This is a genomic window from Streptomyces sp. NBC_01298 (assembly GCF_035978755.1).
In the GTDB taxonomy this organism is placed as follows: domain Bacteria; phylum Actinomycetota; class Actinomycetes; order Streptomycetales; family Streptomycetaceae; genus Streptomyces.
In genome coordinates this window covers 7,864,243-7,883,367 of record NZ_CP108414.1, presented here as the reverse complement: position 1 = coordinate 7,883,367, position 19,125 = coordinate 7,864,243, and the positions used below count along the sequence as shown (strand labels likewise).

Here is a 19,125-nt window from a genome sequence, read left to right as displayed (position 1 = left end):
GCCCTCCCAAAGGTCCGGTCGGTTCCGCCCGTGGTGGGAACGGAACGCGGACCCCGGCAGTATGGTCCTTTGCATGGACATGGCGAAAGTCTCACTCGGGCGAATCGTCGGAGCGGCCCTGGCCCTCGGGCTCCTGCTCCCCCTCACCGGCTGCCGCGACGGCGGCGCCGCGGACGCGGCGGCCGGCGGCGGGCAGGCGGTCATCGCTCCCGGCAAACCCGGCGAGAAGGCGCGCACCCTCTCCCCCGAACAGGCGGCGAAGGAACTGCCCGACGACAGCCCCAACGCGGCGGACCGAGCGTACGTGCGGAACATGATCGAACACCACGGGCAGGCGCTGACCATGAGCGCGCTGGCCCCCGACCGGGCCTCGGCCGACGGGGTCAAACGGCTCGCCGAGCGGATCGCGGCCGCGCAGAGGCCCGAGATCGGCGCGATGGAGGGATGGACCGCCCGCAACCCGGCGCCCGGCAGCGCCCCCGGAGGCCACGACCACGCGGCGATGCCCGGGATGGCCACCGAGCAGCAGCTGAAGGAGCTGACCGCCGCCAGGGGGCCGGACTTCGACCGGCTCTTCCTAGCCCTGATGACCGCCCACCACGAGGGCGCCCTGAAGATGACCGGCGAGGTGCTGGCCGCGGGCAACAACGCCGCCGTGGAGGAGATGGCCAACGAGGTGGCGGCCACCCAGAGCGCCGAGATCCACCGGATGCGCGCGATGGGCTGACGGCCCCGGCACCCGGTGTCATGCTGGGAACACCTGCGGGAGGAGCTCCGCCGTGCTTCGTATCGCCGTCGTCGGATCGGGCCCCAGCGGGGTCTACGCCGCACAGACACTCGTACAGCAGCGTGAGGTGCCGGGGATCCGGGTCGACGTGATCGACCGGCTGCCGGCTCCGTACGGGCTCGTGCGGTACGGGGTGGCCCCCGACCACGAGAAGATCAAGTCCCTCCAGGGCAGCCTGCGCACCGTGCTGGAGGACGAGCGGATCCGTTTCCTCGGGAACGTCGAGGTCGGCGGGGAGGCCCTGCCCACCGCCCGGCTGCTGGAGCTGTACCACGCGGTGGTCTACTGCGTCGGCGCCGCCCGGGACCGGATGCTCGGCATCCCCGGCGAGGACCTCGCCGGGGTGCATTCCGCGACGGCCTTCGTGTCCTGGTACAGCGGCCATCCGGACGCCGCGGCCGAGGCGTTCGGGCTGCCCGGGGTGGATGCGGCGATCGTGGTCGGCGCCGGGAACGTGGCGGTCGACGTGACGCGGATCCTGGCCCGGGGCGTACCGGAGCTGGCCCCCACCGACATGCCGCAGCCGGCCCTGGGCGCACTCGGCGCGAGCGGGGTGCGCACGGTCCACATGGTGGCCCGGCGCGGGCCCTCCCAGGGCAAGTTCACCACCAAGGAGCTGCGCGAGCTGGCCACCCTGCCGGGCGTGGACGCGGGGGCCGACCCGGCGGAACTGGCCCTCGACCCGGCGTACGCGGACCCTGGCGCGGCCCTGCCCGCGGTGAACCGGCGCAACGTGGAGGTGCTGCGCGGCTGGGCCGCGGATCCGGCGAGCGGCGGGGACCGGCGGATCGCACTGCGGTTCTTCCTGCGCCCGGTGGAGGTGCTCGGCGGCCCGGACGGCCGGGTCAGCGGGATGCGCTTCGAGCGGACCGCCCCCGACGGCCTGGGCGGGGTCACGGGCACCGGGGTCTACGAGGACGTGCCGGCGCAGCTGGTGCTGCGCTCGGTGGGGTACCAGGGCGTGCCGCTGGCCGGGCTGCCCTTCGACGAGCGGCGCGGTACCGTCCCGCACGCCGCGGGGCGGGTGCTCAGGGAGGGCCGCGCCTCCGTCGGCGAGTACGTGGCGGGCTGGATCAAGCGCGGCCCGACCGGGGTCATCGGCACCAACCGGCCCTGCGCGAAGGAGACGGCCTCCTCCCTGCTCCAGGACGCGGGGGCGCTGGCCCGGCGCGACCGGGAGCGGGACCCGCTGGAGGCCCTGCGGGAGGCCGGGCTGCGACCCGTCCGGTGGCCGGGGTGGCTGGCCATCGAGGCGGCGGAGGCGGAACTGGGGCGCTCCCTGGGCCGGCGCTCCGTCAAGATCCCCGACTGGGCGGGGCTGCTGGGCGCGGCGGGCGGCACGGACTGACTCCCCGGCCGGGGTCCGGCCGGCTCAGCCGTCGTCGCGCGCCTGCTCGGCGGCGGCCGCGGCCAGGACGCCGTCGAGGAGCCCGGGGAACAGCTCCGCCAGCTCCGCGCGGCGCAGCCCGTTCATCTTGGCCGTGCCGCGGTAGCACTGGCGCACGACACCGCTCTCGCGCAGGACCCGGAAGTGGTGCGTGGTCGTGGACTTGGTGACCGGGAGCTCGAAGTACGAGCAGGCCAGCTCTGCTTCCGTGGCCGCGAGATCGCGGACGATGGAGAGCCGGACCGGGTCGGAGAGGGCGTGCAGGACCCCTTCGAGCCGGATCTCGGCGGCCTCGGGGTGGACGAGGACACGGGCCGCTTCACGTTCCGTCATGTCCGTACTCCACTCACTGGGTGATGCCGCGCTTGCTGCTGTGCCCCATCGTACGAGAACCATCGTAGGAGCGGATCCGAACGGTGGGTGCGGTGCGGGACCCCCGTCCCCGCACCGCACCGGTTCACCAGGAGCGGTGGTACTGCTCGGGTGTACGGATCCGCGCGCCGAGCTCGGCGGCCGCGCGGCGGGCCCAGAACGGGTCGCGCAGCAGCTCGCGGCCCAGCAGGACGGCGTCCGCCTCGCCGTTGGCCAGGATCTTCTCGGCCTGCTCCGGCTCGGTGATCAGACCCACGGCGGCGACGGGGAGGGTGGTCTCGGCCTTGACCCGGGCCGCGAAGGGCACCTGGTAGCCGGGGCCGACGGGGATCGTCACCCCGGGGGCGAGGCCGCCGGTGGAGACGTCGAGGAGGTCCACTCCGTGCTCCTGGAGCAGTCCGGCCAGCCGGACGGTCTCGTCGGCGGTCCAGCCGTCCTCCTCCAGCCAGTCGGTGGCGGAGATCCGGAAGAACAGCGGCAGCTCCTCGGGCCACACCGCCCGTACGGCGTCGGTGACTTCGAGGGCGAGGCGGGTGCGGTTCTCGAAGGATCCGCCGTACTCGTCGGTGCGCTTGTTGCTGTGCGGGGAGAGGAACTCGCCGATCAGGTACCCGTGGGCGCCGTGGATCTCGACGACCCGGTAGCCGGCGGCGAGCGAGCGCCGGGCGGCGGCCGCGAACTGCCCGACGACGTCCCGGATCTCACCGATCGTCAGTTCGTGCGGGACCGGGTGGTCCGAGGAGAACGGCACGGGGCTCGGGGCGCTGGGCAGCCAGCCGTGCGCCTCGGGGCCGACGGGCTGCCCGCCCTTCCAGGTGCGGTCGGTGGAGGCCTTGCGGCCGGCGTGGGCGAGCTGGATGCCGGGAACCGCGCCCTGGCCGGCGACGAAGGAGGTGATCCGGCGCAGCGCCTCGACCTGGGTGTCGTTCCAGATGCCGAGGTCGTACGGCGAGATCCGCCCCTCGGGAGCGACGGCCGTGGCCTCCTGGATGATCAGGCCGGTGCCGCCGGTGGCCCGGGCCGCGTAGTGCGCGAAGTGCCAGTCGTTGGCCACGCCCGCGTCCGGGCCGGAGGGCTCGGCACTGTACTGGCACATCGCGGCCATCCACACCCGGTTCGGGACGGTGACCGAGCGGATGGTCCACGGCTGGAACAGCGCGGCGAAGGAAACGGGGGCAGCACTCATGAGGGGTCTCCAGAGGCGACTGGAAGCGCACCGGGGAATCGGCGCCGCTAAGTACGAGATTCACCGTACTACGAAATCTCTCGTAGTACGAGACCCTTCGTATGACCGGGCGGGGGCCCGCAGCGGGCCCGCGCGCGGCGACCTGCCGCTGTCAGTGGCCGGGTGCAGACTGACAAAAAAGCTGTCGTGCAGGACAAAGACGTCCGGAGGTGTCGGCCATGACCGACGTGCTACTGCTCGCGGGGACCCGCAAGGGACTGTTCATCGGCCGCCGGGGTTCCGGCGGCACTTGGGAGTTCGGCGATCCGCACTTCAACGCCCAGGCGGTCTCGGCCGTCGCCATCGACCGGCGGGGCGGCGCGCCCCGGCTCCTGGTCGCCGGGGACAGCACCCACTGGGGTCCCTCCGTCTTCAGCTCCGACGACCTGGGCGCGACCTGGCAGGAGCCCGCCGCGGCCGCCGTCAAGTTCCCCGAGGACACCGGAGCCTCCCTGGAGCGGGTCTGGCAGCTCCATCCGGCCGGCCCCGAGGCCCCCGGCGTGGTCTACGCGGGGACCGAGCCGGCCGCGCTGTTCCGCTCGGCCGACCGCGGCGAGTCCTTCGAGCTGGTCCGCCCCCTGTGGGAGCACCCGACCCGGGACAAGTGGGTCCCGGGCGGCGGCGGCGAGGGCCTGCACACGGTGATCACCGACCCGGGCGACCCGGACCTGGTCACGGTGGCGGTCTCCACGGCCGGGGTGTTCCGGACCACGGACGGCGGGGCGAGCTGGGCCCCGTCCAACCGCGGGGTCTCGGCGGTGTTCCTGCCCGATCCGGATCCCGAGTTCGGCCAGTGCGTGCACAAGATCGCCCAGGACGCGGGCGACACCGACCGGCTGTACCTGCAGAACCACTGGGGCGTGTACCGCAGCGACGACGCCGGGACCCGCTGGACGGACATCGGCGCCGGCCTGCCGTCCGACTTCGGCTTCGCGGTGGCCGCCCACCCGCACCGGCCCGGCACCGCCTACGTCTTCCCGCTCAACGCCGACATCGACCGCGTCCCGGCGGAACACCGCTGCCGGGTCTTCCGGACGCGGGACGCGGGCGCGACCTGGGAGCCCCTGACGAAGGGGCTGCCGGCCGGGGACCACTACGGCACCGTGCTGCGCGACGCGCTCTGCACCGACGACGCGGACCCGGCCGGCATCTACTTCGGCAACCGCAACGGCGAGCTGTACGCCAGCCATGACGACGGCGACAGCTGGCAGTTGCTGGCGGAGCACCTGCCCGACGTCCTGTGCGTACGGGCCGCCGTGCTGAACGGCTAGGCCGTCTCTTTCGGATCTTGCCGGGCCCGCGACGCCTGGCACCGCGCCTGGCCGCACTGCCGAGGCGACCACGTACACCCAGCACGCGAGCGCCCCGACAGCACGCCCAGGCACGGCACCAGACGCCGCGGACTCGGCCGACAAGATCCGAAAGAGACGACCTAGCGGCGGCGGCCCGGGGCCGGGCGCTGGACCCGGACCCTGGCCGGTGACCTCAGCCGGTGAGCCCGCGGGCCTGGTACACGGCCTGCGCCAGGTCGCGTACGGCCGGATCCTCGGTGCTCCCGGCCAGCCGTTCCGCGTGCCCGGCCAGGCTCGCCAGCGGTACGGAGCCAGGCACCCGCTCCCAGCCGCCGTCGCGCTCGCGCAGGGCGGAGGCGAAGTAGGCGGCCACCGCGGTGACCTGGAACCGCGGGGACGCCGCGGTCCACACGTCGCCGGACAGGGCCTCCGCCTCGATCCGGCCGGACTCCTCGTGCGGCGCCCGGGTGCGCGGGTCCAGCCAGCGCACCGTCGCCGTCACCAGGTGTCCGGCGGCTCCGGGGCGCAGCCGTACCGCGTACAGGGCGGTCACGGAGTGGCCGGAGCCGACCTCTCCCCCGTCCACCGCGTTGTTCCTGAAGTCGCCGTCGGCGACGCGGCGGTCGTCGTAGCCGATCAGCCGGAACCGTTCGACGGTCCCCGGATCGAAGGCGACCTGGGCCTTCGCGTCGCGGGCCCGCAGCTGCACCTGCGCCGGGAGGTCCTCGCAGAACACCTTGCGGGCGCCCTCCTTGTCGGAGACGTAGGCGGTGTGCCCGTCGCCCTTGTCGGCGAGCCGTTCCATGAAGGCGTCGTTGTACTCGCTGCCCACGCCCACCCCGAACAGGGTGATCCCGTGCTTGGTCCGGGCCTCGCCGATCCGCTTCAGGATGGTGTCGGCGGAGGTGGCCCCGGTGTTGGCCAGGGCGTCGGAGAGCAGGACGACCCGGTTGGTGGCCCCGGGGCGCAGCGACGCGACCGCGACCTCGTACCCGGTGGTGACCCCGGCCTCCACGTTGGTGGAGTCGGCGGTGCGCAGCGCGGAGATCACCTCGTGGATGCGGTCGCGGTTGCCTTCGACACCGGTCATCGGCAGCCGGGTCTGGGCCTTGCCGCTGAAGGTGACGACGGCGACCGAGTCGTCTTCGCGGAGCTGGTCGGTCATCAGGCCCATGGAGCTGCGGACGAGGTCGAGGCGGCCCGGCTCGGCCATGGAACCGGAGACGTCCACGACGAAGGTGAGCGCCGCGGGCGGCCGGGCCTCGGCGCCGTCCGCCCCGCCGTTGCCGACCCGGGTGGCGAGGCCGACGCGGACCAGCGACCAGTTCGGCTCGGTGGTGCGGGCTCCGTCCACGGTGACGGAGAAGCCGTCGCCGTCGGGCTCCTGGTAGTCCTGCCGGAAGCTGTTGACGAACTCCTCGGGGCGGACGGTGGCGGGGTCGGGGAGCTTGCCGTCCGCGAGGGTGCGGCGGGCGTACCCGTAGCTGGCGGTGTCCACGTCGAGCGCGAAGGTGGAGAGGTAGTCGGCGGGCGGTCCGGTCGGGCGCCGCCCGTCGCTCTCGCCCTCCGTGGCTTCTCCGCCGGGGCGGGTGGCGGACGGCCGCGGCCCGGCGTCGCCGCCGTTCCACCCCCCGTCGGCGCTGCGGTTCGAGCCGCCGCTTCCGCAGCCGGCGAGCAGGAGGCCGCCGGCGAGGACCGCGGCGGCCAGTCTGCCGCGGGTTCTCCGCCGTCCCGGGCCGCCTCCGCGGGGTGCTCCGGGCGTGCGGGGTGCGCTGTGCGTGCGGTCCTCGTGGGGCTCCATACGGTCTCCCTCGAACGTCATCGGTGCTGAATGGGACGCCCGGGACGTGGAGTTGGAGCAATCGAACCTGTTGCGAACAGGTATCGAAGCGACAACGGGGGCCGGGGTTCCCGCCGCCGAAGGCAGGACCGCTCCGTCGTGGCGATGAGTTTTCGCACGCCGGAGGGTCTATCCCTGTGAAGACACCGTCCAACGCACCGGGAGTACGCCATGGGCCTCATCCACATCGAGCTGTTCTCGACCCTCGACCTCGTCGGGCAGGCCCCCGGCGGCCCCGACGAGGACCCGGCGGGGTTCCCCTTCGGCGGCTGGCAGGCACCCCTGCTGGACGAGGTCACCGGGGCGCAGGTCGCAGCCGCGTACGAGGGCACGGACGCCCTGCTGCTCGGCCGGCGGACGTACGACATCTTCGCCGCCTACTGGCCGCACCAGAAGGGCGGCGAGGACGGCGAGATCGCCACGCTCTTCAACAGCGTCCCGAAGTACGTGGCCTCGCGCGGCAGGCCCGACCTCGCGTGGGCCGGGTCCACCCACCTCGGCCCGGACCTGGCCGGCGCGGTGCGCGAGATCCGTGACCGGCACGAGCACGTGAAGGTCGTCGGCAGCCTGAACCTCGTCCAGACGCTGCTGCGGGAGAAGCTCTTCGACCGCCTCGACCTGTGGGTGCACCCGATCGTGCTCGGTGTCGGGAAGAAGGTGTTCGACGACGGCGCCGTGCCCACCAACCTCGCGCTGCTCGCACCCCCGGCCACCGGCGCCAAGGGAACGGTGTACCTGCGCTACGGGCTCGCCGACGGCACTCCCGGAACAGGCGACATGCGCGCCCCCGGCCGCGGCGTCGAGAACGCCTGAGGCCGGTCCCGTGACGGGTGGCGGCGGGCGGCGGACTGGGCCAGTAGAGTGATCCACCGTGGCAGCACGACCGTTGAACGAGATCGTCGAGCCGGGCTGGGCCCGGGCTCTGGAGCCGGTGGCGGCGCACATCGCCGCCATGGGCGACTTCCTGCGCGCGGAGATCGCGGCGGGCAGGACCTACGTACCCGCGGGGGCGAACGTGCTGCGCGCGTTCCAACAGCCCTTCGACGAGGTCAAGGTGCTGATCGTCGGGCAGGATCCGTACCCGACGCCGGGGCACGCGATCGGCCTGTCCTTCTCCGTCGCCCCCGACGTCAGTCCGTGGCCGCCGAGCCTCGACAACATCTTCCGCGAACTGCACGCCGATCTCGGCACGGGCAAGCCCCTGAACGGGGACCTGACCCCGTGGACGCGGCAGGGCGTCCTGCTGCTGAACCGCTCGCTCACCACGGCCCCGCGCAAGCCCAACGCCCATCGCGGCAAGGGCTGGGAGGCCGTGACGGAGCAGGCCATCCGCGCGCTCGCCGCCCGCGGCAAGCCCCTGGTGTCGGTGCTGTGGGGGCGCGAGGCGCGCAACCTGCGACCGCTGCTGGGCGATCTGCCGGCCGTGGAATCGGTGCATCCGTCCCCGATGTCCGCGGACAACGGGTTCTTCGGGTCACGGCCGTTCAGCAAGGCCAACGACCTACTGGTCCGCCAGGGCGCGCAGCCCGTGGACTGGCGGCTTCCCGCCACGGGGTGACCGGCCGCGTCACCGACCGGGTGACCGGAGAGCCGAACGGTATCTGACATTCACCGGATAAATACGGACAGATGCCGCCGGAGAAGGCCCTGCCCGAACACCCGGTTTCGATAAACCAGTAGCATGCGGCGCCATGAGCTCCCCCACTGGGCCCGCAAATGGCCTGCCCGTACGAATGCCGCGACCCCGCCAGACCGGACGGCACCGCCGGCCCGAGCCCGCGGTGGCGCCCGAGGGCGCGCCCGCGCTGGTGCTCGCCGTGCCCGGTGCCCCTTCGGCCGCCTCGCGGGGAGTCGCGGAAGAGATCATCAGCATCGGCCGCTCCGAGCTGCCCGGCCTGGACGCCCGGGTCGGTTTCCTCGACGGTGACGACGCCACCGAGTTCCCGTCCCTGTCGGGCGTGCTGACCACCGTCGCCCAGGACCGCGCCGCGCGCGCGGAGTCCGCCCGCGCCGCCGGGCAGGAGGTGCCCGCGCCGACCGGCCCGGACGCCGTGGTCGTTCCGCTGCTGGCCGGCCCCGACGGGGACCTGCTGCGCCGCATGCGCCAGGCCCTCATGGACTCCTCGGCCGCCGCCGAGCTCGCCGACCCGCTGGGTCCGCACCCGCTGCTCGCCGAGGGCCTGCACGTGCGGCTGTCCGAGGCCGGTCTCGCCCGCGCCGACCGGGCCAGGCTCTTCAGCGTGACCACGGCCGCCGACGGCATCGTCCTGGTCACCACCGGCGGCGAGGAGGCCGTGCAGGCCGCGGGCATCACCGGCATGCTGCTGGCCGCCCGCCTCGCGGTGCCGGTGATGGCCGCCGCGCTGGACGAGGAGGGTTCGGTGGCCGCCATCGCCGACCAGCTCCGCCGCGAGGGTTCGACGCAGCTCGCGCTGGCCCCGTACCTGGTCGGGCCGGAGGCCGCCGAGGGGCTCCTCGACACCGCCTGCAAGGAGGCCGGCTGCAGCTCCGCCGACGTGCTCGGCGCGTACTCCGCGCTCGGCAAGCTGGCCGTCGCGCAGTACTCCGCCGCCCTCGGCATCACCCAGGGCGCCGCCGCCCACTGACCTCCCCGGCTCATGCCGTACGTACGAGGGCCCGCGCCCCGGCTCGTTCGATTCGGAACGGTCCGGGGCGCGGGCCCTCGTACGTACGGCGCCGGAACGGGGGCGGCCCCGGTGTCAGCCGAAGACCACGCAGGTGGCGGCGGGGACGGACACCGCGCCGGCCCGGCGCGGTTCGCCGGTCAGGGGGTCCACGTCGAACCAGGTGACGTCGCCGGAGCGCTCGTTGGCCGCGTACAGCCGGCGGCCCGACGGGTCGGCGGCGAGATCGCGCGGCCAACTGCCCCCGCACGGCACGGTGCCCGTGAGCTGCGGTTTCTCCGCCCCGTCGGCGAGGGAGAGGGTGACGATCGTGTCGGCTCCGCGGACGGCCGCCCAGACGAAACGGCCGTCCGGGGAAGCCACGATCGCCGAGGGGTAGGGCGTCGGAGCCCCTGGAGCGCCCGTGGGAGCGACCGGAACCTCGGCGACCGGTTCCAGGTCACCCGACTCCCCGTTCCAGCGGCAGACGGTCAGCTGCGGCTCCAGCTCGTGCAGGACGTAGACCACCTCGCCGGAGGGGTGGAAGGCGAGGTGCCGGGGCCCGGTCCCGGCGCGCAGCGCGGTCTCGGCGTGGAGCACCGGGGCTCCGGTGGCGGGGTCGAGCGCGCAGACCCGTACCGAGTCGGTGCCGAGGTCGACGCTGAGCACCCAGCGGCCGCCGGGGGCGGGCAGCACCTGGTGGGCGTGCGGGCCCTTCTGGCGGCCGGAGTCGGGGCCGGAGCCCCGGTGGGCCAGGACGGCGGCGGGCTCCCCGATCGAGCCGTCGGCGGCGAGCGGCAGGCTGCTGACGCTGCCGGAGGTGTAGTTGGCGGTCAGCAGCCTGCGCCCGGCCACGCTGAGGTGGGTGGGGCCGGCGCCGCCGACGCGGACGGCCGCCCCGAGGGGGACGAGCCCCGCGACGGTGGTCCGGAAGGCGCCCACGGCGCCCTGTTCGGCCTCGCTCACGGCGTACAGCACGCCGGTCGCGGGGTCGCGGGCCAGGTACGAGGGCTCCGCGACGGCGTCGGTGGCCGAGAGCGGGGTCAGCGCTCCGGTGGCCGGATCCACGGCCGCGGTGGTGACACCGCGGCCGCCCCCCGAGGTGAACGAGCCGATCCAGGCCAGGTGTCCGCCGCTGTCGGCCGTACGGTCCGTACCGCCCACACCACTGTCCGCGTCGCCCACGGGAGGCCCCTCTCCGCCGTTCCGGATCCTCCCCCAGCTAACGCTGGGAGGTACCCCCTGTGAGCGACGGTAGCAGAAGGTCTAGACCAAGTCCCGCCCCTGGGCCCGTTCCTGGGCGCCGGGATGGTGGACGTAGGCGGTCGAGCTCGGCCGGTCCTCGAAGGTGCGGTGGAAGACCGGGGTCGCGGACCCGGAGATGGGCGGCACGATCCAGGACCAGTCCGCGCCCACGTCACGGCCCTTGCGCTCCTCCTTCTCCAGGTGGGTCAGGAAGCGCCGGGACTCCGTGTGGTGGTCGGCGATGGTGACCTTGGCGCGGTCGAAGGAGTGCAGCACCGCCCGGTTGAGCTCGACGAGGGCGCGGTCCTTCCAGAGGGAACGGTCGCTGGCGGTGTCGAGGCCCATGCGGCGGGCGACCGCGGGGAGGAGGTTGTAGCGGTCGGTGTCGGCGAGGTTGCGGGCGCCGATCTCGGTGCCCATGTACCAGCCGTTGAAGGGGGCCGCCGGATAGTGGATGCCGCCGATCTCCAGGCACATGTTGGAGATCGCGGGTACGGCGTGCCAGCGCAGGCCCCAGTCCGACCAGCCGTCACCGCCGGCCGCTCCGTCGGGGTGCTCGATGGGCACCTCCAGGACGGCGTCCGGGGGGACGTCGAACCAGCGGGGTTTGTCGTCTACCCCCTGCACGACCAGCGGAAGGAGGTCGAAGGGGGTGCCGGGGCCGCGGGACCAGCCCAGCGCGAGCAACGCGCTCGTGAGCTCGGCGTTGCGGGCATCGCCGACGGTTATCGAGTGGTGGTCTCCGTACCCGGCGTACCGGACCAGCTGCTCGCTCCAGATGACCGGGCCGGGGCGGTCCGGGGTGTCGGGGGCGAAGACCGTGATGGTGGGCCGGACCCGGCCGCCGTTGGTGGCCTCCCGGAGGTGCTCGAAGCACTCCTCGGCGATCCCGTCGGCGTCGGTGAGCCCGCGGCGGTCGCGGACGCGCAGCGAGTTCCAGTACAGCCTGCCTATGCAGCGGTTGCTGTTGCGCCACGCGACGCGGGCGCCGTGCTCCAGTTCCTCGGGAGTGTGCCGGTACGTGTCCGTCCCGGCGAGCTCGGCCCGTACGGCGGCGAGCCGCTCGCGCGGATCACCCGCGGCCGGATTCTCCCTGTGGAACAGGCGGATGAACTCCTCGGCCGCTTCCCACACCTGAGCGGTGCTGGAACGCTCTTGAAGTATTTCCATTCCGGGCGGTTACCCCCTGTCCGACCAGGTCCACCCCGCGCGCCGGGAAGCGGCGCCCTGCCGGATGAATGTGCAATGAACAATCACCCGTTGTACACGTCGCAGGTCAGCGGCGTACGGAAGGCGCGCCCGGAACACTCCTCCGTGTGATCTTCATCGATCTGCCTGCGGAGGGGACTTGAGGGGTCGTACCATCCGCGGCAGCGCCGGGAGGCTACGAGGACCGCGCCCGTTCCAGATTCTTCCGCACCTTCGCCGTCAGCGGATGACCTGGACTGAGCACCCGCTCGCAGCCGTTGAGGGTCCGCTCGTACAGACGTACCGCCCGGCCGAGGTCCCCGGCCGTCGCGTACGCGTACGCGAGGTTGTTGACGGCGACCAGGGTGTTGGGATGGTCGACGCCCAATACCCGCTCCCGGGTCGCGCGTACGCGTTCGCAGGACTCGATGGCCGGAGCGAGCGCGCCCTCCGGGTCGGGGGTGCGGGCCAGGGCCTGGACGAGGCGGTGCACGGCCAGGGTGCCGTCGTGGTGGTCGGTGACCATGCTGTAGGCGACGAGCCTTCCGAGCGCGGCCGCCAGATCAGGCGTGGCCGTGCCGTACAGCAGATTGCGGGGGATGCCGGTGGGGGCGTACCAGGTCAGGATCCGCAGGAGGTTGCCGGCGGGCGGCGTATCGGTCAGCCGGTCGAGGGTCAGACGCCAGATCCTCGCGACGGTGCGTTCGAAGTCGCCGCCTTCCGCGGTCGCGGCGAACATCGCGGCGGGCCATCGGGCCAGCATGTCGAGGTAGGTACGGGCGCTGGTGCCGGTCTCCGCGCAGTACGCGGCGGCCTGCTCGACGGCGAGGGCCAGGTGCCCCAGCTCCGCGCACAGCGCGTCGGCGCCGTCGGTGTCGCGCGGACCGTGGTGGGTCAGGACCCGGGTGAACAGCGCGAGCGATTCGGCCGGCTCGAAGACGTCCAGGCGGACGGTGGCCGCGTAACGGTGCCATCCGGTCGCACGTCGCGTGGTGACCAGGAACCGGCCCCGGTCCGCGACCCGGTCGAGAACCGCGCCGATGTCGTCGATCCGGTCGACGTTGTCCAGGACGACCAGCCAGTCGCCGTGCGCGGCCAGCCATTGCACCGCGCGCTCGGTCTGGAGCTCGGCGGACAGCTCTTCCAGCCCCGGCTGGAGCGCACGTGCCAGTGAGGCCAGTCCTGCGGTGACCGCGTCCGGTCCGTCCGCGGTGATCCACCACCGCACGCGTTCGGTCGCCCGGTGCGCGGCCCAGTGCGCGGCCAGCGCGGACTTCCCGACCCCGCCCAGCCCGTGCACGGCGTGCAGCACCACGCCGCCCGCACCGTCTGCGAATGCCGCGTCCAACGCGTCCAGCGCCGCGCCGCGGCCGACGAACCCGGCGGCCGCCGGAATGTTCGACACCCCGTGGCCCTCGGCGTTCGCGGGGATCGGCCCGTACGCCTCGGCCGGCAGCACCCGCTCCGCCTACACCGCGACCGAGTTGACGACGTCGCGGCTCGCCGAGATCGACCCCTGGGAGGCCGTCGGCCCGGGGAGGCCCATCGACTTCGGGGGGTGTCGGGACGGCGTCGGCAGAGCCGGCCGCGCGCCGCCACCAGCGGGGCTTCACGGGCCCCGGTGGGCGCCGGATCCATCGACGTCGCCCCCGGCGATGCCCCAGCCCTGATCGGACCCCTCAGGGTGTCCGACCGACGCCCACACCACCAACCCCACCGCCGCGACGACCTCGACGACCGACAGGCCCCACCAGCACGCTCTCGCCCATCCCGCCATATCCCTATGCTCGCCTACAACCCATGCCTAAAACTTGGAGTTTGCACCAGTGGGGCCCTGTGCCTCACCGACGGCTTCCGTGGGCACGACGACGCGCGTCGCGTCGTGGATCACGTGGACCGCGGCGGTGGCGGCGACCACCGCGGAGCGGGCGGAGCCCAGCGCCTCGCGGGCCGCCTCCAGGCCGCCTTCGCCGGAGAGCAGGGCCGAGGCGTCGGCGGCGCAGTCGATCAAGTGCAATGCCACCCGGGCGAGTTGCTCCTCGGAGCCGTACGCGTCGTCCACGGCTTTGCGCGCCCGGGCCAGCATGTCCAGCGCCTCGGTCAGTCCCGCCGGCGGAACCCTGCGCTCGGAACGAATGTTTCGCTTCACCGTCGCCACTCCCGCCACCGGTCATGTAGGTCATTTCGCGATCACCAGGCAGGAAGGATCCTGCCGTTCCCCTCCCCCGCGACCAACGGGCCGGGGCATCCTGATCTTGCATTGCCGGAACAAGAAGGGGGTCCAGATGAACACCAACACCGCACATCCCGACATGGACGGCTGCACGTCGGTCTGCGGCGACTGCGCGGCCGCTTACCGCAGGGCATTGCGCGAAGGCGGCTTATCGGGGACCGTTCCGAAGTGCCTGGTCGCTTTCGGGCTGTTGCGGAAACTGGAGGGCTCCCCCGAACACCTCCCGGTACCGCCCTCGGTCGCCGCGATCACCCTCGCGCGGCCGATCAAGCAGGCCATCCTGGACCAGCGGGCGGCGCTCGACACGCTGATCGCCTCCCTCTCCCCGCTGGACGCCGTCTACCGGCACGAACGCCAGCGCCACAAGGCCCACGTACAGCCGCTGATCGGCCGCGAGGTCATCGACACCGCCGTCCAGGGAGCCCTGGAGACCTGCTCGCAGGAGCTGCTCAGCGCGCACCCCGAGGGCGGCCGCCCCTCCGGGGCGCTGGCGGACGCGCTGCCCCGCGACCTCGCCCTGGCCGGCCGGGGAGTTCGCCAGCGCACGGTCTACGGACACACCGTCCGCGCGCACGGCCCGACGCTCGCCCACATCGAGCGGGTCACCCAGGAGGGCGCCGAGGTGCGGACGGTGGGCGAGAGGTTCGAGCGGCTGATCGTGTGCGATCGGTCGGCGGCGTTCATCGCGGTGCTCACCGAGAGCGGAAAGGAGGCGTACGCCCTGGAAATCCGCGAACCCGGCCTGATCCAATACCTCACGAAAACCTTCGAGGCCGTGTGGGAACGGGCGGTCCCCGTCGAGTTCGACACGACGGGACAACGTCCTCCCCGGCTCACCGACGAAATCCAGTACGCGATTCTCGAACTCATGGTGAGGGGGCATACGGACGAGGCCATTTCCAAACGGCTCGGCCTGAGCACCCGCACCATCGGTGCGCACATCAAACGCGCTTCGACCCGCTTGGGAAGCCGCAGCCGGGCCGAACTCGGTTTCAGCCTCGCGAAGGCCGGGGTCCTCGACGGCGGCCGGGACGTGCCCGGAACGCCGGGGTCAGGCGCCGACCAGCGAAGAGCGTGACGCACTGCGCAGCGGTCCGTCGAGCTGTGCGAGGAGCCGCTCCAGACCGTGCAGGTGCGCCAGCGCGGGCTCCGCGGCGGCCCGCGCCGGGTTCACCGACGGAGCGGCCGGGCGGTGCTCCGTGTCGCGCTCCGCTTCCGGTGCCAGCAGGGCTTCCACGGCGGCCTCCACGCGCCAGCACGCCGCCGCGAGCCGGGCGTCGTGGCTCGCGTCCGGGTCCGCCGCCACCGAGACCAGCCCGCGGACCTCCACGGCGCACTCGTCGAGCAGCGCGAGCACCCGGCGGGCCCTGGCCTTGCGGCCCCGGTAGGGGCTCAGCGGGTGGACCAGCGGAGCCAGGGAGAGCCGTACCCGGCCCAGGAACAGCTCCAGTTCCGCGGCGTGCGGCGCCGGGTCGGCGACCGGGGAGCCCGCCAGCCGGGCCGCGGCCTCGGCGGTGCAGGTCCGCACGCAGCGCAGGGCGCGCTGGATCCACATGTCGTTGGTCGCGTGGGTGGTCACCGGGAGCACCAGGATCACGGCCAGCCCGGCGCACACCGCGCCGACGGCCGTCTGCTCCAGGCGCAGCACGAGCAGACCGGGGTCGAGCACGCCCAGCAGTCCGTAGAGCAGGCCGGCCATCACCGTCACGGCCAGCATCATCCAGCTGTAGGACACGGCGGCGGTGTAGAAGATCCCGAAGACGCAGAGCGCCACGAGGACGGCCGTGGGCGCCGGCGCCCCGTTCAGCGGGATGGCGATCAGCAGGCCCGCGCCGATCCCGAACACCGTGCCGAGGACCCGGCGGAAGCCGCGGACCAGGGTCTCGCCGCGCGAGGCGGTGTTGACGAAGATCCACCAGGCGGTGCCGACCGCCCAGTACCAGCGGTCCTCCGACAGGCTCTGGCCGATGCCCAGCGCGACCGCGCAGGCCGCGGTGGCCTGGAAGGCCTGGCGGGTGGTCGGCCGGGCCAGCCCGGTCCCGGGCGGCGCGGGCGGTACGGCGGCGGGCGGTACGCGGCGCTCGATCGGCCACAGCACGAACCGCACGGCGCCGGCCGACAGGAGGGCCAGTCCGACGGCCGCGTAGAGCTCGGGCAGCTGCGCGGGCCGGGCGTGCAGGAACTGCGTGATGAAGAAGTTCATGAACGCGAAGATGCCGAGGGCGTGGCCGCGCACCCCCCACCGGCGGGCGTAGACGCCGGCGAACACCACCGCGACGAACACCGCGTCACGGGCGAGCGGTACGCCGTGCAGGGTGGTGGCCAGGGCCAGTACGGGGAAACCGGCGGCCGGCAGCAGGAGGGTGGTCACCCGCTGGGCGCGCACGGTCGAGTCGGTCACCGTGAACAGGGCGAGCAGGGCCGCCAGTCCCCCGGTGATCGACGCGACGAGCGAAAGCCCGCAGAGCTCGGCCACGGCCACCGCGAGGGCGACGCCGATGACGGCCCGCGACGCGTTCCTGAGTCTTGCCCGCCCCGGATCCGGAGCCACGAACATCCTCTTCACGGCGGTGTGCCGCCCCCCTTGCGATGGAGCACGCCGGACCCGCGTCCGCCCGGGGGTGGTGGGCGGCACACGGGCACGGCGAAGGCGCCACGGTCCGGAGCGGCCTCGTTGCCGTCCGGCGCTGCGTGGCGCCGTAGATACATGGATAGGACACAGATAAGCATCCACAGGGGCAATGGCTCAACTCGGGCCGTACTGAGTGGGCCATTGGTACAGGAGGAAACGGCGATCTTCGGCCACGGGGAGGCCAACGGACCCGCCGCGGCGGCTCAGTCCCCGGGAGCGTGCTCCGTCGGGACGCACAGGACCGGGACCGGGGAGAGGTGCAGGAGTTTGTGCGGGGTGGATCCGAGCAGGGCGCCGCGGATCGGGCTGTCGCCCCAGCTCCCCACGATGATCACCCGGGCGTCGTGCCGTTCGGCGGCGTCCAGGAGCGCCTGGGCCGGTTTCGCGTCGGCCACCTCGACCATGGACGGCACGCCCGCCTCGTCGGCGGCCTCCACCGCCCGGGCGAGCGCGCTGCGGCCGGCCTCCCGGACGGCCGCCTGGTGCGCGCGGTACTCCTCGCCGGTGAGGCCCGGGGCGGCGGCCCCGTAGACGAGGACGAGCGGCTCGCCGAAGGCGGTGGCCACCTCCAGGGCCACGCGCAGGGCGCGCTCGGCGCCGGGCGACTCGTCGTACCCGAGGACGACGGACATCGGGGCTCCTCTCGGTGATTCCGTGGGTCAGGGCTTCCTGACCGCGTGCACGAGGGCCGGGTCGGCGACGCCGCGGCGCTCCAGCCAGAAGCGGCCGTCCCTGATCCGCCAGAAGCACATGACGAGCACGCCGACGACGGCGATGCCGATCCCGATGACCAGCGGCGGGCCGAGTCCGAACCAGGAGACGCCGCCGGCCGAGTTCTCCGGGTCGGACATGTCACCGACCGACTGCACGAGCAGCCAGGTCAGCAGACCGGCGCCGAGCACCGGACCGAGTCCGATCAACAGGAAGTTGTGCACGCTCTCCAGCAGGTGGCGGCGGTAGTAGACGGCGCAGGCCAGGCCCGTGAGCGCGTAGTAGAAGGAGATCAGCAGGGACAGGGCGGTCAGGGAGTCCAGGAGGGCGTTCTCGCTGATCTGGTTGACGGCGAGGTACCAGACGATCGCGATGGCGGCCACCCACCAGGTGCTCACGTCCGGGGTCCGGAACCGGGGGTGGATGTGCGAGAGCTTCGGCGGCAGCGCGTGCCGGCGGGCCATCGACAGGGCGGTACGGGAGGCGGGGATGATCGTGGTCTGGGTGGAGGCGAGGGCGGAGGTGCAGACGGCGAGCAGGACGATCCAGTCCCAGCCGCCCATGACCTCGTGGGCGAGGACCGCGAAGACGGCCTCCTCCTCGCCGGCGTTCGCGGCGAGGAACTCCGTACCGGCGTAGGCGACGACCGCGAAGCCGACGGACAGGTACGTGACCAGCAGGACGACGGTGGACCAGATGCCGGCCTTGCCGGGTGCGGTGGCCGAGTTCTCGACCTCCTCGGTGAGGTTGACCGCCGACTCCCAGCCCCAGTAGATGAACACGCCGAGCAGCAGTCCGCCGGTGAGGGCGGCGCCGCCGGCGCCGAAGGGGTTGAGCCACTCGATCGCCGGTCTGGTGCCGTCGAGGCTGCTGGTGCCGGCGTAGACGCGGTAGAGGGCGACCACGGCGAAGACCAGCAGGAAGAAGACCTGGGCGAGGATCAGGACGTCCTGGAGCCGCGCCGACATCTCGGTGCCGATGACGCAGACGGCGGTCATGGCCAGGATCACGACGACGGTCAGGGTCTGGCGCAGTGCCTCGTTCGCCGCCCAGCCGTCGAGTCCGGCGGCCAGCAGTCCGAAGTGGACGGCCACGTCGGCCAGCGAGCCGATGACGAGGACGCCGGTCATCGCGATGGCCCAGCCGCCGAGCCAGCCCGCCCAGGGGCCCATGGCGCGCGTCACCCAGGAGAAGGTGGTCCCGCAGTCCTGGTCGACCTTGTTCAGGTAGTAGAAGGCGGCGGCGATCAGCAGCATCGGGACGAAGGAGGCCAGCATGACGCCGGGGGCGTAGATGCCGGCGAGCGCGACGATCGGCCCGATGACCGCGGCCAGGGAGTAGGCGGGCGAGGTCGAGTTCAGGCCGATGACGAGCGCGTCGAGGAAGCCGATCGCGTTGGCCTTGAGCCCGGGTTCCCCCGCGGCGTCGGCGGGGTCCGTGACGGCCCTCGCTCCCGGAACCGGTTCCGGGGGCTCAGGGGGCACGCCGTCCGAGCCATGGTGCGCCATGTACGCATCGTCACGCAGAAGGCGGCCGCGCGCGAGGCGAGGCGGGAGGCGAGGCGGGAGGCGACAGGGCAGGCGAGGCGG

17 protein-coding genes are annotated in these 19,125 nt (G+C 73.3%); 7 read left to right on the top strand and 10 right to left on the bottom strand.

The window, feature by feature from the left end:
- The first annotated feature begins 73 nt into the window (after positions 1-73).
- Together OG730_RS36040 and OG730_RS36035 are read left to right on the top strand one after the other, a co-directional pair.
- Positions 74-727, top strand: coding sequence for a DUF305 domain-containing protein (locus OG730_RS36040; RefSeq protein ID WP_327308178.1), 654 nt, complete (start codon positions 74-76; stop codon positions 725-727).
- Positions 728-779: 52 nt separating this feature from the next.
- Positions 780-2,135 carry an FAD-dependent oxidoreductase gene (locus OG730_RS36035; RefSeq protein ID WP_327308177.1) on the top strand — a complete coding sequence of 452 codons (1,356 nt, stop codon included), beginning with the start codon at positions 780-782 and terminating at the stop codon, positions 2,133-2,135.
- 24 nt (positions 2,136-2,159) lie between these two features.
- Here OG730_RS36035 and OG730_RS36030 read toward each other — a convergent pair whose 3' ends face one another.
- On the bottom strand, positions 2,160-2,507 hold the full coding sequence (locus OG730_RS36030; protein ID WP_327308176.1) for an ArsR/SmtB family transcription factor: 348 nt from the start codon (positions 2,505-2,507) through the stop codon (positions 2,160-2,162).
- A 124-nt stretch (positions 2,508-2,631) separates the two neighbouring features.
- The gene (locus OG730_RS36025) at positions 2,632-3,732 is read right to left on the bottom strand and encodes an NADH:flavin oxidoreductase/NADH oxidase (protein WP_327308175.1); all 1,101 of its coding nucleotides are present in this window, start codon (positions 3,730-3,732) and stop codon (positions 2,632-2,634) included.
- 218 nt (positions 3,733-3,950) lie between these two features.
- Here OG730_RS36025 and OG730_RS36020 point away from each other — a divergent pair, with 218 nt between their 5' ends.
- Positions 3,951-5,042, top strand: a complete 1,092-nt coding sequence (locus OG730_RS36020) for a WD40/YVTN/BNR-like repeat-containing protein (protein ID WP_327308174.1) — start codon at positions 3,951-3,953, stop codon at positions 5,040-5,042.
- A gap of 214 nt (positions 5,043-5,256) precedes the next feature.
- Here the strand turns inward: OG730_RS36020 and OG730_RS36015 are convergent, their stop codons facing one another.
- A complete protein-coding gene (locus tag OG730_RS36015) occupies positions 5,257-6,864 on the bottom strand; it encodes a vWA domain-containing protein (RefSeq protein ID WP_327308173.1) in 1,608 nt (535 codons plus the stop codon).
- Between the two features lie 210 nt (positions 6,865-7,074).
- Between OG730_RS36015 and OG730_RS36010 the strand changes: the two genes are divergently transcribed.
- The 3 genes from OG730_RS36010 (at position 7,075) to OG730_RS36000 (ending at position 9,509) form a co-directional block, all read left to right on the top strand.
- Positions 7,075-7,716, top strand: coding sequence for a dihydrofolate reductase family protein (locus OG730_RS36010; protein ID WP_327308172.1), 642 nt, complete (start codon positions 7,075-7,077; stop codon positions 7,714-7,716).
- A gap of 58 nt (positions 7,717-7,774) precedes the next feature.
- Positions 7,775-8,461, top strand: coding sequence for a uracil-DNA glycosylase (locus OG730_RS36005; protein ID WP_327308170.1), 687 nt, complete (start codon positions 7,775-7,777; stop codon positions 8,459-8,461).
- 133 nt (positions 8,462-8,594) lie between these two features.
- Positions 8,595-9,509, top strand: coding sequence for a sirohydrochlorin chelatase (locus OG730_RS36000; protein ID WP_327308169.1), 915 nt, complete (start codon positions 8,595-8,597; stop codon positions 9,507-9,509).
- A 114-nt stretch (positions 9,510-9,623) separates the two neighbouring features.
- On the opposite strand, the gene OG730_RS35995 is transcribed toward OG730_RS36000, so the two are convergent.
- From OG730_RS35995 to OG730_RS35980, 4 genes are all read right to left on the bottom strand, one after another.
- Complete coding sequence (locus OG730_RS35995) at positions 9,624-10,712, bottom strand: lactonase family protein (RefSeq protein WP_442815135.1); 1,089 nt, start codon at positions 10,710-10,712, stop codon at positions 9,624-9,626.
- 81 nt (positions 10,713-10,793) lie between these two features.
- Complete coding sequence (locus OG730_RS35990) at positions 10,794-11,942, bottom strand: nitric oxide synthase oxygenase (RefSeq protein WP_327308168.1); 1,149 nt, start codon at positions 11,940-11,942, stop codon at positions 10,794-10,796.
- Between the two features lie 214 nt (positions 11,943-12,156).
- A complete protein-coding gene (locus OG730_RS35985) occupies positions 12,157-13,419 on the bottom strand; it encodes a tetratricopeptide repeat protein (protein ID WP_327308167.1) in 1,263 nt (420 codons plus the stop codon).
- Between the two features lie 345 nt (positions 13,420-13,764).
- Positions 13,765-14,109 carry a hypothetical protein gene (locus OG730_RS35980; protein WP_327308166.1) on the bottom strand — a complete coding sequence of 115 codons (345 nt, stop codon included), beginning with the start codon at positions 14,107-14,109 and terminating at the stop codon, positions 13,765-13,767.
- A 136-nt stretch (positions 14,110-14,245) separates the two neighbouring features.
- Here OG730_RS35980 and OG730_RS35975 point away from each other — a divergent pair, with 136 nt between their 5' ends.
- Positions 14,246-15,271 carry a LuxR C-terminal-related transcriptional regulator gene (locus tag OG730_RS35975; RefSeq protein WP_327308165.1) on the top strand — a complete coding sequence of 342 codons (1,026 nt, stop codon included), beginning with the start codon at positions 14,246-14,248 and terminating at the stop codon, positions 15,269-15,271.
- Here the strand turns inward: OG730_RS35975 and OG730_RS35970 are convergent.
- The 3 genes from OG730_RS35970 to OG730_RS35960 form a co-directional block, all read right to left on the bottom strand.
- Positions 15,245-16,750 (bottom strand): FUSC family protein, encoded by a 1,506-nt coding sequence (locus OG730_RS35970; protein ID WP_327309560.1) that lies wholly within the window; start codon positions 16,748-16,750, stop codon positions 15,245-15,247. The two genes, OG730_RS35975 and OG730_RS35970, sit on opposite strands and share 27 nt — an antisense overlap.
- Before the next feature lie 278 nt (positions 16,751-17,028).
- Entirely contained in the window at positions 17,029-17,457 is a 429-nt protein-coding gene (locus OG730_RS35965) for a universal stress protein (RefSeq protein ID WP_327308164.1), read from the bottom strand.
- A 27-nt stretch (positions 17,458-17,484) separates the two neighbouring features.
- On the bottom strand, positions 17,485-19,044 hold the full coding sequence (locus OG730_RS35960) for an APC family permease (RefSeq protein WP_327308163.1): 1,560 nt from the start codon (positions 19,042-19,044) through the stop codon (positions 17,485-17,487).
- Positions 19,045-19,125: the final 81 nt, after the last annotated feature.

What these genes read in the sequence shown, in the direction of transcription:
- OG730_RS36040 (WP_327308178.1), top strand. Translation starts at nt 74, where the DNA reads ATGGACATGGCGAAAGTCTCACTCGGGCGAATCGTCGGAGCGGCCCTG.
- OG730_RS36030 (WP_327308176.1), bottom strand. Translation starts at nt 2,507, where the DNA reads ATGACGGAACGTGAAGCGGCCCGTGTCCTCGTCCACCCCGAGGCCGCC.
- OG730_RS36025 (WP_327308175.1), bottom strand. Translation starts at nt 3,732, where the DNA reads ATGAGTGCTGCCCCCGTTTCCTTCGCCGCGCTGTTCCAGCCGTGGACC.
- OG730_RS36020 (WP_327308174.1), top strand. Translation starts at nt 3,951, where the DNA reads ATGACCGACGTGCTACTGCTCGCGGGGACCCGCAAGGGACTGTTCATC.
- OG730_RS36015 (WP_327308173.1), bottom strand. Translation starts at nt 6,864, where the DNA reads ATGGAGCCCCACGAGGACCGCACGCACAGCGCACCCCGCACGCCCGGA.
- OG730_RS36010 (WP_327308172.1), top strand. Translation starts at nt 7,075, where the DNA reads ATGGGCCTCATCCACATCGAGCTGTTCTCGACCCTCGACCTCGTCGGG.
- OG730_RS36000 (WP_327308169.1), top strand. Translation starts at nt 8,595, where the DNA reads ATGAGCTCCCCCACTGGGCCCGCAAATGGCCTGCCCGTACGAATGCCG.
- OG730_RS35990 (WP_327308168.1), bottom strand. Translation starts at nt 11,942, where the DNA reads ATGGAAATACTTCAAGAGCGTTCCAGCACCGCTCAGGTGTGGGAAGCG.
- OG730_RS35975 (WP_327308165.1), top strand. Translation starts at nt 14,246, where the DNA reads ATGAACACCAACACCGCACATCCCGACATGGACGGCTGCACGTCGGTC.
- OG730_RS35970 (WP_327309560.1), bottom strand. Translation starts at nt 16,750, where the DNA reads ATGTTCGTGGCTCCGGATCCGGGGCGGGCAAGACTCAGGAACGCGTCG.
- OG730_RS35965 (WP_327308164.1), bottom strand. Translation starts at nt 17,457, where the DNA reads ATGTCCGTCGTCCTCGGGTACGACGAGTCGCCCGGCGCCGAGCGCGCC.
- OG730_RS35960 (WP_327308163.1), bottom strand. Translation starts at nt 19,044, where the DNA reads ATGGCGCACCATGGCTCGGACGGCGTGCCCCCTGAGCCCCCGGAACCG.